Here is a 16,925-nt window from a genome sequence, read left to right as displayed (position 1 = left end):
TCTCCGCAGGGGCGGAGAGCAGACCACCAGGCCCGGTCTGTCAACGACCGGACGATGTTCAAGACACGGTTACGTGATCAATGAGCCGTTCCACACTGCCCAACAACTCCGGCTCCAGGTCCTTGTACGACCCCACCCGCGCCAGGATCGCCTGCCACACCGCCCCCGTGTTCTCCGACGGCCACCCCAGCGCCCGGCACACCCCCGTCTTCCAGTCCTGGCCGCGCGGCACCCGGGGCCAGCCGTCGATGCCGACCGAGGACGGCTTCACGGCCTCCCAGATGTCGATGTACGGGTGGCCCACGACCAGCGCGTGCTCGCTCGTCACCGCCTCCGCGATCCGCCACTCCTTCGAACCCGGCACCAGGTGGTCCACCAGGACACCCAGCCGGGCGTCGGGACCGGGCGCGAAGTCGGTGACGATCGACGGGAGGTCGTCCACGCCGCCCAGGTACTCCACGACGACGCCCTCGATGCGCAGGTCGTCGCCCCAGACCTTCTCGACCAGTTCGGCGTCGTGCCGCCCCTCGACGTAGATGCGCCCGGCGCGCGCCACCCGCGCGCGGGCACCGGGGACGGCGACCGAACCGGACGCCGTACGGGAGGGGCGTGCCGGACCGGAGGAAGACGACGGGCGGACCAGCGTCACCACGCGCCCCTCCAGCAGGAAACCGCGCGGTTCCATCGGGAACACCCGGTGCTTGCCGAAGCGGTCCTCCAGCGTCACCGTGCCCGCCTCGCAGCCGATCACCGCGCCGCAGAACCCGGTGCCGGGCTCCTCGACCACCAGGCCCGGCTCGGCCGGCACCTCGGGAACGGGCTGCGGTTTCTTCCACGGAGGGGTCAGGTCGGCGGAGTACTGGCGCATTCTGCTGACGATACGAGGAACGCCCGCCCGATGATCAGCGCGACACGCCGAACCGGGCGGCCAGCGCGTCCCGTTGGGCCCGCACGAACCCGGCGTCCACCACCGCTCCGTGACCGGGAACGTACAGCGCGTCCGCGCCGCCCAGCTCCAGCAGCCGGTCCAGGGCGGCGGGCCAGCGCTCCGGTACGGCGTCGGGGCCGGCCTGGGGATCGCCGGACTCCTCGACCAGGTCGCCGCAGAAGACGACCGCCGGGGACCCCGGCACCAGGACCAGCACCGCCAGATCGTGCCCGGAGTGGCCCGAGCCCACGTCGGCCAGCAGCACCCGCCCGCCGTCGCCCAGGTCGAGTCCGCACGCGTCGCCGATCTCGTGCGGGACGGGGACGAGCGCGTCGGCCGCCGCCCGTGCCGCCCGCGCGTCCAGCCCCTCCGCCACCGCGTCCGCGCGCAGCGCCTCCCGCCCCTGTCCGCCCGGCGCGAACAGCGCGCCCGTACCCGCGGCGCCGTACACCTCCGCGTCCTCGAACGCCGCCGCGCCGAAGACGTGGTCGAAATGCGGGTGGGTCAGCGCGAGATGTGTCACACGGCGGCCGGCGAGCCGTCGCGCCGCCTCGCGCAACCGGGCGCCCTCCGCCAGGCTCGACCCCGCGTCCACCATCAGCACCGTGTCCGCGCCGAGCACCAGCCCCGCCGTGCAGTCCCAGCCCGGCAGCCGGCACCGCCCCACTCCGCCCGCCAGCCGCTCCCAGCCCAGCTCTTCCCAAGTCACCGTCACGGCGACGACGCTAACGGCATCGTCACGGCCTTGCCGGGTGCGTACCCCACGGCCGTACACTGGCCCGGGGAAGTCTGGCACTCGCGAGCCATGAGTGCCAGGACAGACAGGTTCAGACAGGCCGAATCGGGCGGACGACAGCTGGAGGTGCGCGCCGGATGCTCAGTGAACGCAGGCTTCAGGTGCTGCGCGCCATCGTCCAGGACTACGTCGGCACCGAGGAGCCGGTCGGTTCCAAGGCCCTCACCGAACGGCACAATCTCGGCGTCTCGCCGGCCACCGTGCGCAACGACATGGCGGCCCTGGAGGACGAGGGGTTCATCGCCCAGCCGCACACCAGCGCCGGGCGCATCCCGACCGACAAGGGCTACCGGCTCTTCGTCGACAAGCTGGCCGGCGTCAAGCCGATGACCGCGCCCGAGCGGCGCGCCATCCAGAACTTCCTGGAGGGCGCCGTCGACCTCGACGACGTCGTGGCCCGCACGGTGCGGCTGCTCGCGCAGCTCACCCGGCAGGTCGCCGTCGTGCAGTATCCGTCGCTGACCCGCTCGACCGTGCGGCACGTGGAGCTGCTCGCGCTCGCGCCCGCGCGCCTGATGCTCGTGCTGATCACGGACACCGGCCGGGTCGAGCAGCGGATGGTCGACTGCCCGGCGCCGTTCGGCGAGGCATCGCTGGCCGACCTGCGGGCGCGGCTCAACAGCCGGGTCGCGGGACGCCGTTTCACGGACGTGCCCGGCCTGGTCGAGGAACTGCCGGAGGCGTTCGAGGCCGAGGATCGCGGTACGGTCTCCACCGTGCTCTCCACTCTCCTGGAGACGCTGGTCGAGGAGAACGAGGAGCGGCTGATGATCGGCGGCACCGCCAATCTGACCCGCTTCGGGCACGACTTCCCCTTGGTGATCCGGCCGGTGCTGGAGGCGCTGGAGGAGCAGGTCGTGCTCCTCAAGCTGCTCGGCGAGGCGAAGGATCCGGGCGTGACCGTACGGATCGGTCACGAGAACGCCCACGAGGGACTCAACTCAACGTCCGTCGTGTCGGTCGGCTACGGTTCGGGCGGCGAGGCGGTTGCCAAGCTCGGCGTGGTCGGACCGACCCGCATGGATTACCCGGGAACGATGGGAGCGGTACGCGCAGTGGCACGGTACGTCGGACAGATCCTGGCGGAGTCGTAGGTGGCCACGGACTACTACGCCGTACTCGGCGTGCGCCGCGACGCCTCCCAGGACGAGATCAAGAAGGCGTTCCGGAGGCTCGCGCGCGAGCTGCACCCGGACGTCAACCCCGATCCGAAGACCCAGGAGCGGTTCAAGGAGATCAACGCCGCCTACGAGGTGCTGTCGGACCCGCAGAAGAAGCAGGTCTACGACCTCGGCGGCGACCCGCTCTCGCAGGCGGGCGGCGGCGGGGCCGGCGGCTTCGGCGCGGGTGGCTTCGGGAACTTCTCGGACATCATGGACGCGTTCTTCGGTACGGCGTCGCAGCGCGGACCGCGCTCGCGCACCCGCCGGGGCCAGGACGCGATGATCCGCATCGAGGTCGAGCTGGACGAGGCCGCGTTCGGTACGACCAAGGACATCCAGGTCGACACCGCGGTCGTCTGCAACACCTGCAACGGCGAGGGCGCGGCGCCCGGCACGTCGGCCCAGACGTGCGACATGTGCCGCGGCCGCGGTGAGGTCTCGCAGGTCACCCGGTCCTTCCTGGGCCAGGTCATGACCTCCCGCCCGTGCCCCCAGTGCCAGGGCTTCGGCACCGTGGTCCCCACCCCGTGCCCCGAGTGCGCGGGCGACGGCCGGGTCCGCTCCCGGCGCACCCTCACCGTGAAGATCCCGGCCGGTGTCGACAACGGCACCCGGATCCAGCTCGCGGGCGAGGGCGAGGTCGGCCCCGGCGGCGGTCCCGCCGGTGACCTGTACGTCGAGATCCACGAGCTGCCCCACTCGACCTTCCAGCGGCGCGGCGACGACCTGCACTGCACGGTCACCATCCCGATGACGGCGGCCGCCCTCGGCACGAAGGTGCCGCTGGAGACCCTGGACGGCATGGAGGAGGTCGACATCCGCCCGGGCACCCAGTCCGGCCAGTCGATCCCGAAGCACGGCCGGGGCGTCACCCACCTGCGCGGCGGCGGCCGCGGCGACCTCATCGTCCACGTCGAGGTCACCACCCCGGGCAAGCTCGACCCCGAACAGGAACGCCTCCTGCGCGAACTGGCCAAGCTCCGCGGCGAGGAACGCCCGACGGGGCAGTTCCAGCCGGGGCAGCAGGGGTTGTTCTCGCGGCTGAAGGACGCGTTCAACGGGCGCTGAGGTCCCTCCGGGGATGCGGATGCTCCTGGCGTATGCCAACGGAAGCCCGGATTCGGACTTGTGCGGAGGACGTGACAACATGCCGTCATGTCCTCCGCACTGACCGATCTCTTCCCCTACCCGATCGTGCAGGCGCCCATGGCGGGCGGCGTCTCCGTGCCACGGCTCGCGGCCGCCGTGTCCGAGGCTGGCGGGCTGGGCTTCCTGGCCGCCGGGTACAAGACGGCGGACGGCATGTACCAGGAGATCAAGCATCTGCGGGGACTGACGAGCCGCCCTTTCGGCGTCAACCTGTTCCTGCCGCAGCCCGAGACGGCCGACCCCGCCGCCGTCGACGTCTACGCCCACCAGCTGGCCGGCGAGGCCGCCTGGTACGAGACGGAGCTGGGCGACCCCGACTGCGGCCGGGACGACGGCTACGACACCAAGCTCGCCGTACTGCTCGACAACCCCGTACCGGTGGTGTCCTTCCACTTCGGTGTCCCCAGCCGTGAGGTCGTCGACTCCCTGCACCGCGTGGGCACCTTCGCCCTGGTCTCCGCGACCACCGCGGACGAGGCCCGGGCCGTCGAGCAGTCCGGCGCCGACGCGGTGATCGCGCAGGGCGCCGAGGCCGGCGGCCACCAGGGCACCCACCGGGACAACCCGGAGACCGGCGGCGCGGGCACTGGACTGCTGTCGCTGGTCGCCCAGGTCCGGGAGGCGGTGAGCCTGCCGATCGTCGCCGCCGGCGGCGTCATGCGCGGCGGCCAGATCACCGCCGTCCTGGCGGCCGGCGCGAGCGCGGCCCAGCTCGGCACCGCCTTCCTCGCCACCCCCGAGTCCGGCGCGCACGACCTGCACAAGCAGGCGCTGACCAACCCGCTGTTCGTCCGCACCGAACTCACCCGCGCCTTCTCCGGCCGTCCCGCCCGCGCGCTGGTCAACCGCTTCGTGCGCGAGCACGGCCCCTACGCCCCCGCCGCCTACCCCGAGGTGCACCACCTCACCTCGCCGGTGCGCAAGGCGGCGGCGAAGGCGGGCGACGCGCAGGGCATGGCGCTGTGGGCGGGACAGGGCCACCGGATGGCCCGGGAGCTGCCCGCCGGACAGCTCGTGGAGGTGCTGGCGGCCGAACTCGCCGCCGCCGGGACAGCGTTGTCGGGCTATGCGACGGGAGGCGGCGCCCGATGACGGCACCGGTGTTCGTGGCCGACTCCCTGCGCCCGCAGGACCTGCCCGCGGGCCAGTACGTCCTCGACGGCCCCGAGGGACGGCACGCCGTCTCTGTGAAGCGGCTGCGGGCCGGCGAGGACGTCGTCCTCACCGACGGGCGCGGACGCTGGGCCGAGGGCGTGGTGAAGGCCGCCGAGGGCAAGGACCGCCTGGTCGTCACCGTCCCCGACGGCGTGCGTGAGGAGCCCGCCGAGCAGCCCCGCGTCACCGTCGTCCAGGCCCTGCCCAAGGGCGACCGCGGTGAGCTTGCCGTCGAGACGATGACCGAGGTCGGGGTCGACGCGATCGTGCCCTGGGCGGCGTCCAGGTGCATCACGCAGTGGAAGGGCGAGCGCGGCCTCAAGGCCCTCGGCAAGTGGCGGGCCACGGCGCGGGAGGCCGGCAAGCAGTCCCGCCGGGTCCGCTTCCCCGACGTCGCGGACGCGGCGACGAGCAAGCAGGTTGCCTCACTTCTGGCCGAGGCCGACTTCGCCGCCGTACTCCACGAGAGCGGCGACGCCCCCCTGTCCGTCGCCGAACTCCCCGCCACCGGCGACATCGTGCTGGTCGTGGGCCCCGAAGGGGGCGTGTCCCCGGAGGAGTTGGCGCTCTTCGCCGAAGCCGGTGCCAGGCCCTACCGCCTGGGCCGCAGCGTCCTGCGCACCTCCACCGCGGGCACCGCCGCGACCGCCGTACTCCTGGCCCGCACCGGCCGCTGGTCCTGACCCGCCCGGCCCGAGGTGGCCGTCCCGTCCACCGCACGCAGGCTGAGCCGACACCCCCTCCCGCACGCGCCCACGGTGGTGAGGAGTGGCCGTATGCGCCCTACCGCAGGTCCCCGAGCGGTGGGACGCTGCCCCTCATGTGGGCAATGAGGCGAATTCGGCGCATCGCTCCCGTGGTCGTCGGCGCGGCCGTCGCCGTCGGCGGGGTCGTCGCGTGCGAACCGGGCGGACTCGGCACCGCGACGGTGGCCTACACGACCGACCAGACCGTGACCCGTGAACTGCAGCGGCAGAAGGCGGAGGTGCGCTGGCTCACCTGCAACGCCTCCTACGGCGACAAGGGCGCCGGCGCCACGGCCCCGGGGGACGAGAACGCCGTCGCCTCCGTCCACTGCGAGGGCAGGACGGACGCCGGCCAGGACATCGACGTCGACGGCGAGGTCACCAAGGTCGTCGACGGCGCCTGCGTGCGCGGCGACCTGACCGCCGAGGTCGACGGCAAGCAGTGGTTCCGCGTCAAGGGCCTGGGCGACTGCGACGCCACCAGCGCGCCGCCCGCGAACCGGCCCTCCCCGGACCGGCCCGGGCCCACCGTGACCGTCACCCGGACCATCCGGTGCCCGAACGACCCGCACTGCGGGCCGGTCGAGGGCAAGTAGCCGGACGGGGCATCGGACGGGTCCCGCACGGACAAGTGATCCAAACCTCTGTCGGCGGGCCGCGCCCCTGCATAGGGTGAGGGGGTGACTCAGCCCGCAGCGCCTGCCTACCTCCGCTTTCCGCACCCGCACGGCGAGTTGGTCGCCTTCACCGCCGAGGACGACGTGTGGCTCGCCCCGCTCGACGGCGGCCGCGCCTGGCGGGTCAGCGCCGACAACGTACCGGTGAACCACCCGCGCATCTCGCCCGACGGCACCACGGTCGCCTGGACCTCCACCCGCGACGGCGCCCCCGAGGTGCACGTCGCCCCCGTCGACGGCGGCCCCGCCAAGCGCCTCACCCACTGGGGCAGCATCAGGACCCAGGTACGCGGCTGGACGGTCGAGGGCCGCGTCCTGGCCCTGAGCACCCACGGCGAGGCCAGCCTGCGCCGCAGCTGGGCCCGCGCCGTCCCGCTCGACGGCGGACCGGCGACCACCCTGCCCTACGGGCCCGTCGGCGACGTCGCCCACGGCCCGCACACCGTGCTGCTGTCCGCGCCGATGGGCCGCGAGGCCGCCTGGTGGAAGCGCTACCGGGGCGGCACGGCCGGCAAGCTGTGGATCGACGCCGAGGACGACGGCGAGTTCGTACGCCTGCACGACGGCCTCGACGGCAACATCGAGTACCCCTTCTGGGTCGGCGACCGGATCGCCTTCCTCTCCGACCACGAGGGCACCGGCGCCCTCTACTCCTCCCTCGCCGACGGCTCCGACCTGCGCCGCCACACGCCCCTCGACGGTTTCTACGCCCGGCACGCCGCGACCGACGGCACCCGCGTCGTCTACTCGTCCGCCGGTGAACTGTGGACGCTGGACGACCTCGACGGCGCCGAACCGCGCCGGCTCGACGTCCGGCTCGGCGGCGCCCGCGTCGACCTCCAGCCCTACCCGGTCAACGCCGCCCACTGGTTCGGCTCCGCGTCCCCCGACCACACCGCGCGCGGCAGCGCCGTCGCCGTACGCGGCGGCGTGCACTGGGTCACCCACCGCTCAGGGCCGGCCCGCGCGCTCGCGGCCACCCCCGGCGTACGCACCAGGCTGCCGCGCACCTTCCGCACCGAGGGCGAGGAGTGGGTGGTGTGGGTGACGGACGCCGAGGGCGACGACGCCCTGGAGTTCGCGCCCGCCACCGGACTGGCCCCCGGCGCCACCGCACGGCGCCTGGCCGCCGGACAGCTCGGCCGGGTGCTGCACCTCGCCGTGGCCCCCGACGGCAGCCGCGTCGCCGTCGCCTCGCACGACGGGCGGGTCCTGCTCGTCGAGCGCGAGAGCGGCGAGGTCCGCGAGGTCGACCGCAGCGAGGACGGCGACGCCTCCGGCCTGGTCTTCTCGCCGGACTCCGCCTGGCTCGCCTGGTCCCACCCGGGACCGGAACCGCTGCGGCAGCTGAAACTCGCCAACACCACCGACCTGTCGGTGAGCGAGGCGACGCCGCTGCGCTTCAAGGACTACTCGCCGGCCTTCACCCTGGACGGCAAGCACCTCGCCTTCCTCTCCACCCGCTCCTTCGACCCGGTCTACGACGAGCACGTCTTCGACCTGGCCTTCGTCGAGGGCGCCCGGCCCTACCTGATCACGCTCGCCGCGACCACCCCCTCGCCCTTCGGTCCGCAGCGCCACGGCCGCCCCTTCGAGACCCCGGACCGCGAGGAGACCCCCGACAGCGAGGGCACTCCCACCACCCGGATCGACATCGAGGGCCTCGCCGACCGCATCGTGCCCTTCCCGGTCGAGGCCGCCCGCTACTCCCGGCTGCGCGCCGCCAAGGACGGCGTCCTGTGGCTGCGCCACCCCCTCACCGGTGTCCTCGGCGCCTCCCGGGCCAACCCCGAGGACCCCGATCCGAACACCGAGCTGGAGCGGTACGACCTCGCCCAGCAGCGCGTCGAGCACCTCGGCGGCGACGCCGACCACTTCGAGGTCAGCGGCGACGGCAAGCGGGTGCTGCTGTGGACCGACGGCCGGCTCAAGGTCGTGCCCAGCGACCGGCGGGCCTCCGGCGACGAGGACAGCGACACCAACATCACCGTCGACCTCGGGCGGGTCCGCCAGAGGGTCGAACCGGCCGCCGAATGGCGGCAGATGTTCGACGAGACCGGCCGCATCATGCGCGACCACTTCTGGCGGGCCGACATGAACGGCGTCGACTGGGACGGCGTGCTCGACCGCTACCGGCCCGTCCTGGACCGCGTCGCCACCCACGACGACCTGGTCGACCTCCTGTGGGAGGTGCACGGCGAACTCGGCACCTCGCACGCCTACGTCACCCCGCGCGGCGGCCACGGCTCCGGCGCCCGGCAGGGCCTGCTCGGCGCCGACCTCTCCCGGCACGAGGACGGCGCCTGGCGCATCGACCGCGTCCTGCCCTCGGAGACCTCCGACCCCGACGCCCGCTCCCCGCTGGCCGCACCGGGTGTCGCCGTGCGCGCCGGGGACGCGATCGTCGCCGTCGCCGGACAGGCCGTCGACCCGGTCACCGGGCCCGGACCGCTGCTCGTCGGCACGGCGGGCAAGCCCGTCGAGCTGACCGTCTCCCCGTCCGGCGGCGGCGAGGTGCGGCACGCCGTCGTCGTCCCGCTCGCCGACGAGGAGCCGCTGCGCTACCACGCCTGGGTCGCCGACCGCCGCGCCTACGTCCACGAGAAGTCCGGCGGCCGGCTCGGCTACCTGCACGTCCCCGACATGCAGGCGCCCGGCTGGGCCCAGATCCACCGCGACCTGCGTGTCGAGGTGACCAGGGAGGGCCTGGTCGTCGACGTCCGCGAGAACCGCGGCGGGCACACCTCCCAGCTGGTCGTGGAGAAGCTGGCCCGGCGCATCGTCGGCTGGGACCTGCCGCGCGGCATGCGGCCGACCAGTTACCCCCAGGACGCGCCCCGCGGGCCGGTCGTCGCCGTCGCCAACGAGTTCTCCGGCTCGGACGGGGACATCGTCAACGCGGCGATCAAGGCGCTGGGGATCGGGCCGGTCGTCGGTGTCCGCACGTGGGGCGGCGTCATCGGCATCGACAGCCGCTACCGGCTGGTGGACGGGACGCTGATCACACAGCCGAAGTACGCGTTCTGGCTGGAGGGGTACGGCTGGGGGGTGGAGAACCACGGCGTCGATCCGGACGTGGAGGTGCCGCAGCGTCCCCAGGACCACGCGGCGGGCCGCGACCCGCAACTCGACGAGGCGATCACGCTGGCGCTGGCCGCGCTGGAGGAATCCCCGGCGAAAACGCCGCCGAGCCTGCCCTGACCGCGGGCAGTCGTGCCTCCCCCAGTGCCTGGACGGCCTGGGAGGTACCCCCAGGGCGGCACGGGTGGGCGCGGCGGCACCCGGCGAGCACACCCACCCGGCGTCCACACCGGCGCACGGCGCCCGTGCCGGCCCGGGGGTGGGGTGCGTGGCCCGGCGGGGCGGGGCGCCGCCTGCGCCCACCCGTGCCGCCCCAAGCGGCACGACCGCCCGCAGCTTGAGGGGAGCGCCGGATACGATGCCACTGGAAGATCACCCGTGTGAGGAGAGCCAAGTGACTGGCGAGGCACAGGACGACTGCCTGTTCTGCAAGATCGTCGCAGGGCAGATTCCCGCGACGATCGTCCGCGAGACGGACACGACCGTCGCGTTCCGGGACATCAACCCCCAGGCCCCCACCCACGTCCTGGTGATCCCCAAGGCCCACCACAAGGACGCCGCCGCCCTCGCCGCCGAGGCCCCGCAGCTCGCCGCCGACGTCCTGCGCGAGACCCAGGCCGTCGCCGACGCCGAGCAGCTGGACAGCTACCGCACCGTCTTCAACACCGGCAGCGGCGCCGGACAGACCGTCTGGCACGCGCACGCCCACGTGCTCGGCGGCCGCGGTCTGGAATGGCCCCCCGGATAGTCCGGGGCAGACACCCGTGTCCGTACGCGAACTCGTCGTCCTCGGCACCGCCAGCCAGGTCCCCACCCGGCACCGCAACCACAACGGCTACCTGCTCCGCTGGGACGGCGAGGGCATCCTGTTCGACCCCGGCGAGGGCACCCAGCGCCAGATGCTGCGCGCCGGGGTCGCCGCCCACGACCTGAACCGGATCTGCGTCACGCACTTCCACGGCGACCACAGCCTCGGACTCGCCGGCGTGATCCAGCGCATCAACCTCGACCGGGTCCCGCACGAGATCACCGCCCACTACCCGCGCTCCGGGCAGCGGTTCTTCGAGCGCCTGCGGTACGCCACCGCCTACCGCGAGACCGTCGCCCTCACGGAGGCCCCCGTCGCCGCGGACGGCCCCCTCGCGGTCACCCCCGCCTACACGCTGGACGCCCGCAGGCTGTCCCATCCCGTCGAGTCGTACGGCTACCGGCTCACCGAGCCCGACGGCCGCCGCATGCTGCCCGAGCGGCTGGCCGCGCACGGCATCACGGGCCCCGACGTGGGCCGCATCCAGCGCGAGGGCGCGCTGAACGGCGTATCCCTCGACGAGGTCAGCGAGATCCGCCGCGGCCAGCGGTTCGCGTTCGTCATGGACACCCGGCCGTGCGAGGGCGTGCACGCGCTCGCCGAGGGCTGCGACCTGCTCGTCATCGAGTCGACCTTCCTCGACGAGGACGAGGCCCTCGCCACCGACCACGGTCACCTCACCGCCGGGCAGGCCGCGCGCGTCGCCCGGGACGCGGGCGTACGGCACCTGGTCCTGACCCACTTCAGCCAGCGCTACTCCGAGCCCGAGGAGTTCGAGCGCCAGGCGCGCGCGGCCGGCTACGCGGGCGAGCTGACCGTGGCCCGCGACCTCACCCGCGTCCCGGTTCCGAAACGCCGGTAGAACGGTCGTACGATGCTCTGATGCCCCTGCCCAAAGCTGAACTGCACCTCCACATCGAAGGCACCCTGGAACCCGAGCTGGCCTTCGCACTGGCCGCCCGCAACGGTGTCGCGCTCCCGTACGCGGACGAGGACGCCCTGCGCGAGGCATACCGCTTCGCGGACCTCCAGTCCTTCCTGAACCTGTACTACGAGCTGATGGCCGTCCTGCGCACCGAGCGGGACTTCGAGGACCTCGCCAACGCCTACCTCGCCCGCGCCGCCGCGCAGGGCGTCCGGCACGCCGAGATCTTCTTCGACCCGCAGGCCCACCTCGCCCGGGGCGTGGAGATGGGCACGGTGGTGGAGGGGCTGTGGCGCGCGCTGGGTGCCGCGCGCGAGAACCACGGGGTCTCCACCCGGCTGATCCTCTGCTTCCTGCGCGACGAGTCCGCCGAGTCGGCCCTCGCGACCCTCGACGCCGCCAAGCCGTACCTCGACCGCATCACCGGCGTCGGCCTCGACTCCGCCGAGGTCGGCCACCCGCCGGTCAAGTTCCGCGAGGTGTACGAGGCCGCCGCCGCCCTCGGGCTGCGCCGGGTCGCGCACGCGGGCGAGGAGGGGCCACCCGAGTACGTCGTCGAGGCCCTGGACGTCCTCGGCGTGGAGCGCGTCGACCACGGTCTGCGCTCGGTGGAGGACCCGGCGCTGGTCGAGCGGCTGGTGCGCGAACGCGTCCCGCTCACCCTGTGCCCGCTGTCCAACGTACGGCTGCGCACGGTCGACACGCTCGCCGACCACCCGCTGCCCGCGATGCTCGAAGCGGGCCTGATGTGCACGGTGAACTCCGACGACCCCGCCTACTTCGGCGGCTACGCGGGCGACAACTTCGACGCCGTGCGCGATGCCCTCGGCCTGACCGAGGAGCGGTTGCGCGAGCTGGCCCGCAACTCCTTCCTCGCCTCCTTCCTGGAGGACGACGAGGAGCTGCGGGCGCGCTGCCTCGCGGAGGTCGCGGCGTACGAGTTCCCCGCCGCGTAGCGTCCTCGCGCCGGCTCAGACCGTCCCGGCCCCCGGTGCGGACGCCGCCTGCCGGGGCCCGGCCGTGTCGTAGGCACCCCGGACGGCCACGGCCGGGGCCGCCGCCACGTCGATCTCCACGACCGGCTGCTCCACGGCACCGACCTCCGGTACCGCACCGCTCGGCGTACCCGTGGCGGCGGCGACCAGCGCGGCCGGGGTGCCGCCGCGGCGGCGGATCGCGCCGGGCAGCAGCGGGCGCCCGCCGGTGTGCAGGGCGACGGCGGTCATCGGCGCGGCGACCAGCAGCAGCCCGACGGCGAGCACCAGGCCCATGACGGGGTAGCCGGCCTGCGCCGACAGCACGCTGCCGGTCAGCGGTCCGGCGGCCATGCCCAGGGACGACGCCGAGCCGACGAGCACCGCCCACCGGCCGCGCGCGTCGAGCGAGGCGGCGAGACCGATCAGGTACGACAGCACGACCGGGTAGACGGTGTTCCAGGCGATCTCGCCGGTCGCGAAGCTCACCGGGGTGGTCGCGGACGCGCTCACCGCGATGCAGACCGCGATGAGCACCGTGCCGGCGCCGACGGGCATCGCCCGCCCGAGCCGCGGCCCGAGCGCTCCGGCCACCAGCACGCCGACCAGCCCCGCGCCCAGCGCGACGGCGAAGACCACCCCGAGGGCGGCGTCTCCCAGCCCCGCCTGCGTCAGCCCGATCCGGCCGCTGACGCCCCACAGGGAGTTCTGGGCCAGGGACCAGCACAGCACCGTGACGGCCAGGACGAGTCCCGAACGGCGGTGGGGGAGCGGGGCGGTGGTGTCGGCGGCGCCGTGCGCGGCCGGGACGTCGGCGGCCCGGCCCGGCAGGCTGCCCGTCAGCGGCCACACCGCCAGCGCGGTCAGGGCGATCGCGGCCAGCGGCAGCCCGTGCGCCCGGCCGAGGTGGGGCACCGTCAGGTACACCGCGCCGGCCAGCGCGGACACGCTCAGCAGGCCCAGCGTGGAGGTCCGGTGGGGATCGCGCTCCGCGGCGATCCGGGTCGCGGCGACCGTCGTGGCCGTCCCCGAGCCGAAACCGCCCACGACCGCGCCGAAGACGACGGCCGGTACGGCGGTGGTCAGCGCCGCGGCGCCGTAGCCGAGGACGGCCAGCGCGAGCCCGAAGCGGGCCGGCGTCCGGGCGCCGACGCGCTGCACCCGGGAGGCCAGCAGGAAGCCGGCGGTCGCCGAACTCAGCAGCAGCGCGCTGCCGACGGCGCCCGCCTGCGTGGTGGACAGCGGCAGGCCGGTGTCGAGTCTGCCGACGGTGGTGGGCAGCAGATACGGGGGCAGGTACCCGGCCGTGAAAAGGGCGACGAGGGGCCAGGCAGTGGTGCGGGGGGCGAACACGGGCGTTCCCGGGGCATGCGAAAGGGACGGTGGGAAGAGAGGGGGCGACGACCCGTCGACCGAGAGGGGCGCGCGGGCAATTTGTATCAAGCGCGGGGAGGCGCGAAACAGGCGACTCGGTGTGATCTAGCTCACATAAGCGTTTGGGTGTTTCGATGCTGGGTAATCGAAGCCGCTTTCATTGGCGGGGCAAGTCGATCCCGGCCGCAACCGGTCCGCGGATTCCTGTTGCGCGCGGTCGACTCATTGACGCCGTGCATTCACTTACCTAACCTTCATTCGCATACATGGATGAAGGAAAGGTGCCCCTGTGACCGCCGACCTCACCGTCACGGCCGTCCGCCTCACGCCGATCCTCGTCGCCGACCCGCCGCTGCTCAACACCCAGGGCGTGCACCAGCCCTACACCCCCCGGCTGATCGTCGAGGTCGACACCGCCGACGGCACCACCGGCGTCGGCGAGACCTACGGAGACGCCAAGTACCTGGAGCTGGCCCGCCCGTTCGCCGACAAGCTGGTGGGACGTCAGGTCGGGGACCTGAACGCTCTGTTCACCCTCGCCGACGAGGTCACCGTCGACTCCTCCCGGGTCTCCGGGCAGGTCGACGTCGGCGGGCTGCGCGGTGTCCAGACCGCCGACAAGCTGCGCCTGTCCGTCCTGTCCGGCTTCGAGGTCGCCTGCCTCGACGCCCTCGGCAAGGCGCTCGGCCTGCCCGTGCACGCGCTGCTCGGCGGCAAGGTCCGTGACGCCGTCGAGTACAGCGCCTACCTCTTCTACAAGTGGGCCGGCCACCCCGAGGGCGTCGCCTGCGAGAAGGACGACTGGGGCGCCGCCGTCGACCCGGCCGGCGTGGTCGAGCAGGCCCGCGCCTTCACCGAGCGGTACGGCTTCACCTCGTTCAAGCTCAAGGGCGGCGTCTTCCCGCCCGACGAGGAGATCGCCGCAGTCAGGGCCCTCGCCGCGGCCTTCCCCGGCCACCCGCTGCGCCTGGACCCCAACGGCGCCTGGTCCGTGGAGACCTCGCTCAAGGTCGCCGCGGAACTCGGGGACGTCCTGGAGTACCTGGAGGACCCCGCCCTCGGCACGCCCGCGATGGCCGAGGTCGCCGCGCGGACCGGGGTGCCGCTCGCCACCAACATGTGCGTGACGACGTTCGCCGAGATACCCGAGGCGTTCACCAGGGACGCCGTCCAGGTCGTGCTCTCCGACCACCACTACTGGGGCGGGCTGCGCAACACCCAGCAACTCGCCGCCGTCTGCCGCACCTTCGGGGTCGGCGTCTCCATGCACTCCAACACCCACCTCGGCATCAGCCTCGCCGCCATGACCCACGTGGCGGCCACCGTCCCGAACCTCCACCACGCCTGCGACTCGCACTACCCCTGGCAGTCCGAGGACGTGCTCACCGAACGCCTCACCTTCGACGGCGGCCGCGTCACCGTCTCCGACGCCCCCGGCCTCGGCGTCGAACTCGACCGCGACCGGCTGGCGTTCCTGCACCGGCGCTGGCTCGACGACGACGGCGCCCTGCGCGACCGCGACGACGCGGCCGCGATGCGGGTCGCCGACCCCGCGTGGGTCACCCCGTCCGTGCCGCGCTGGTGACGGACGGTCCCGCTTCCTGCGCCGGGTTGTCGGCGGTGTGGTGCACACTGGCCTGATCCGCACCATGCCAGGGAGCGCACCGTGACAGCCTCCACCGTGTCCACTGTGTCCACCGAGTCGTCCACCGCGTCCGTGTCCACCCCGCCCGTGCCGACGGCGTCCGACGTGCCCGCCATGCCAGTCGTGCCGGCCGACGAGAGGACGCACCGCCACAGCCAGGGCGAGGGATCGCACCGACGGCCCGAGGTCGATCCCCTCGCCGCCCTGCGCGCCCCGCAGGACCCGCCCTGGGACGTGTACCTGACGGGTACCGTCTTCCTCGACGTCGTCTTCACCGGCCTCGACTCCGCCCCGGTGCGCGGCACCGAGTCCTGGGCCCGCGGCATGGGGTCGAGCCCCGGCGGCGTGGCGAACATGGCGACCGCGCTGGCCCGCCTCGGCCTGCGCACCTCGCTGGCCGCCGCGTTCGGCGACGACCACTACGGCGACTACTGCTGGCACGCCCTCTCCCAGGGCGAGGGCATCGATCTGACCCCGTCCCGCACCGTGCCCGGCTGGCACTCGCCGGTGACGGTGTCGATGGCGTACGAGGGGGAGCGCACGATGGTCTCCCACGGCCACGAGCCGCCGCCCGAGGAGCCGTCGCCCGACTGCCCGCCCCGCGCCCGTGCCGCCGTCGCAGCCCTCACGCCCGGCGTCCGCGCCCCCTGGATCGCCCAGGCCGCCGCCCGCGGCACCCGCGTCTTCGCCGACGTCGGCTGGGACGACACCGGCGCCTGGGACCTGGCCGGACTGCCCGACCTCGCGCACTGCGAGGCCTTCCTGCCGAACGCGGAGGAGGCCATGCGCTACACCGGCGCCGCCTGCCCCCGCGCAGCCGCGCACGCCCTGACCGAGCACGTGCCGCTGGCGGTGGTCACCCTCGGCGCGGACGGCGCCTACGCGGTGGACCGGCGCACGGGGGAGAGCGCCGAGGTCCCGGCCATCGAGGTGGAGGCCCTGGATCCGACCGGCGCGGGGGACGTCTTCGTGGCCGGCTTCGTCACCGGCACCCTGGCCGGCTGGCCGCTGGCCGACCGCCTGGCCTTCGCCGGCCTGACCGCCGCGCTCTCCGTGCAGGAGTTCGGCGGCTCGCTGTCGGCGCCCGGCTGGTGCGAGATCGCCACCTGGTGGCGCAAGGTCCAGTCCGTCGAGGGCCAGGACCCGACGGCCCTGCGCCGCTACGCCTTCCTGGCCGGCCTGGTCCCCGACGCCCAGCCCGGCTCCTGGCCCCTGCGCCGCGCGGTCCCGACCATCGGCTTCCGCCGCCCGACGCCCTGACCGCGACAGCGGCCCCGGCGCCTCGGAACCCGAGCCGTCGGAGCTGCTTGGGGTCGCGTTGCCAGTCCTTCGCCACCTTCACGTGCAGGTCCAGGCTGTATCGATGTGCGGCTGCCGCCGCGTGGCGGCGTCCCGGGCGGGGTCAGAATCCGAGCCGTCGGAGCTGCTTGGGGTCGCGTTGCCAGTCCTTCGCCACCTTCACGTGCAGGTCCAGGCTGTATCGATGTGCGGCTGCCGCCGCGTG

Annotated in this window: 14 protein-coding genes; 11 read left to right on the top strand and 3 right to left on the bottom strand. The window is 73.8% G+C overall.

The genetic code is table 11. From position 1 onward, the window contains the following. Positions 1 to 58: 58 nt before the first annotated feature. Both ACIQFU_RS00535 and ACIQFU_RS00530 read right to left on the bottom strand, forming a co-directional pair. Entirely contained in the window at positions 59 to 868 is an 810-nt protein-coding gene (locus ACIQFU_RS00535; RefSeq protein ID WP_402547887.1) for a DUF3097 domain-containing protein, read from the bottom strand. Between the two features lie 34 nt (positions 869 to 902). After that, positions 903 to 1,643: an MBL fold metallo-hydrolase gene (locus tag ACIQFU_RS00530; RefSeq protein ID WP_402547885.1), complete on the bottom strand. Its 741-nt coding sequence runs from the start codon at positions 1,641 to 1,643 to the stop codon at positions 903 to 905. 158 nt (positions 1,644 to 1,801) lie between these two features. Between ACIQFU_RS00530 and hrcA the strand changes: the two genes are divergently transcribed. The 9 genes from hrcA to ACIQFU_RS00485 all read left to right on the top strand — a co-directional run bounded on the left by hrcA (position 1,802) and on the right by ACIQFU_RS00485 (position 12,384). Then, the gene (gene hrcA, locus ACIQFU_RS00525; protein ID WP_402547883.1) at positions 1,802 to 2,818 is read left to right on the top strand and encodes a heat-inducible transcriptional repressor HrcA; all 1,017 of its coding nucleotides are present in this window, start codon (positions 1,802 to 1,804) and stop codon (positions 2,816 to 2,818) included. Beyond that, positions 2,819 to 3,955 carry a molecular chaperone DnaJ gene (gene dnaJ / locus ACIQFU_RS00520; RefSeq protein ID WP_007388451.1) on the top strand — a complete coding sequence of 379 codons (1,137 nt, stop codon included), beginning with the start codon at positions 2,819 to 2,821 and terminating at the stop codon, positions 3,953 to 3,955. A gap of 87 nt (positions 3,956 to 4,042) precedes the next feature. After that, positions 4,043 to 5,128, top strand: a complete 1,086-nt coding sequence (locus ACIQFU_RS00515) for a nitronate monooxygenase (RefSeq protein ID WP_402547882.1) — start codon at positions 4,043 to 4,045, stop codon at positions 5,126 to 5,128. Then, positions 5,125 to 5,874 carry a 16S rRNA (uracil(1498)-N(3))-methyltransferase gene (locus tag ACIQFU_RS00510; RefSeq protein ID WP_402547881.1) on the top strand — a complete coding sequence of 250 codons (750 nt, stop codon included), beginning with the start codon at positions 5,125 to 5,127 and terminating at the stop codon, positions 5,872 to 5,874. Before ACIQFU_RS00515 ends, ACIQFU_RS00510 begins: the two co-directional genes overlap by 4 nt. Positions 5,875 to 6,011: 137 nt before the next feature. Further along, positions 6,012 to 6,533 (top strand): hypothetical protein, encoded by a 522-nt coding sequence (locus ACIQFU_RS00505; RefSeq protein ID WP_402547880.1) that lies wholly within the window; start codon positions 6,012 to 6,014, stop codon positions 6,531 to 6,533. An 84-nt stretch (positions 6,534 to 6,617) separates the two neighbouring features. Beyond that, entirely contained in the window at positions 6,618 to 9,815 is a 3,198-nt protein-coding gene (locus ACIQFU_RS00500; protein WP_402547879.1) for a S41 family peptidase, read from the top strand. Between the two features lie 274 nt (positions 9,816 to 10,089). After that, positions 10,090 to 10,443: a histidine triad nucleotide-binding protein gene (locus ACIQFU_RS00495; protein ID WP_402547877.1), complete on the top strand. Its 354-nt coding sequence runs from the start codon at positions 10,090 to 10,092 to the stop codon at positions 10,441 to 10,443. Between the two features lie 16 nt (positions 10,444 to 10,459). Then, positions 10,460 to 11,365, top strand: coding sequence for a ribonuclease Z (locus tag ACIQFU_RS00490; protein WP_402547875.1), 906 nt, complete (start codon positions 10,460 to 10,462; stop codon positions 11,363 to 11,365). Positions 11,366 to 11,385: 20 nt separating this feature from the next. After that, entirely contained in the window at positions 11,386 to 12,384 is a 999-nt protein-coding gene (locus ACIQFU_RS00485) for an adenosine deaminase (protein ID WP_402547873.1), read from the top strand. 15 nt (positions 12,385 to 12,399) lie between these two features. Here ACIQFU_RS00485 and ACIQFU_RS00480 read toward each other — a convergent pair whose 3' ends face one another. Next, positions 12,400 to 13,755: an MFS transporter gene (locus ACIQFU_RS00480; protein WP_402547871.1), complete on the bottom strand. Its 1,356-nt coding sequence runs from the start codon at positions 13,753 to 13,755 to the stop codon at positions 12,400 to 12,402. Between the two features lie 310 nt (positions 13,756 to 14,065). On the opposite strand from ACIQFU_RS00480, the gene ACIQFU_RS00475 reads away from it, so the two are divergent. Continuing rightward, positions 14,066 to 15,361, top strand: coding sequence for a glucarate dehydratase family protein (locus ACIQFU_RS00475; protein ID WP_402547870.1), 1,296 nt, complete (start codon positions 14,066 to 14,068; stop codon positions 15,359 to 15,361). 81 nt (positions 15,362 to 15,442) lie between these two features. Beyond that, positions 15,443 to 16,681, top strand: a complete 1,239-nt coding sequence (locus ACIQFU_RS00470; protein ID WP_402547869.1) for a carbohydrate kinase family protein — start codon at positions 15,443 to 15,445, stop codon at positions 16,679 to 16,681. Positions 16,682 to 16,925 lie beyond the last annotated feature (244 nt).

This window comes from Streptomyces sp. NPDC093065 (assembly GCF_044754585.1).
In the GTDB taxonomy this organism is placed as follows: Bacteria; Actinomycetota; Actinomycetes; order Streptomycetales; family Streptomycetaceae; genus Streptomyces.
Note: the sequence above shows the minus strand (reverse complement) of the source record. Positions and strands in the feature narration are given on the sequence as shown.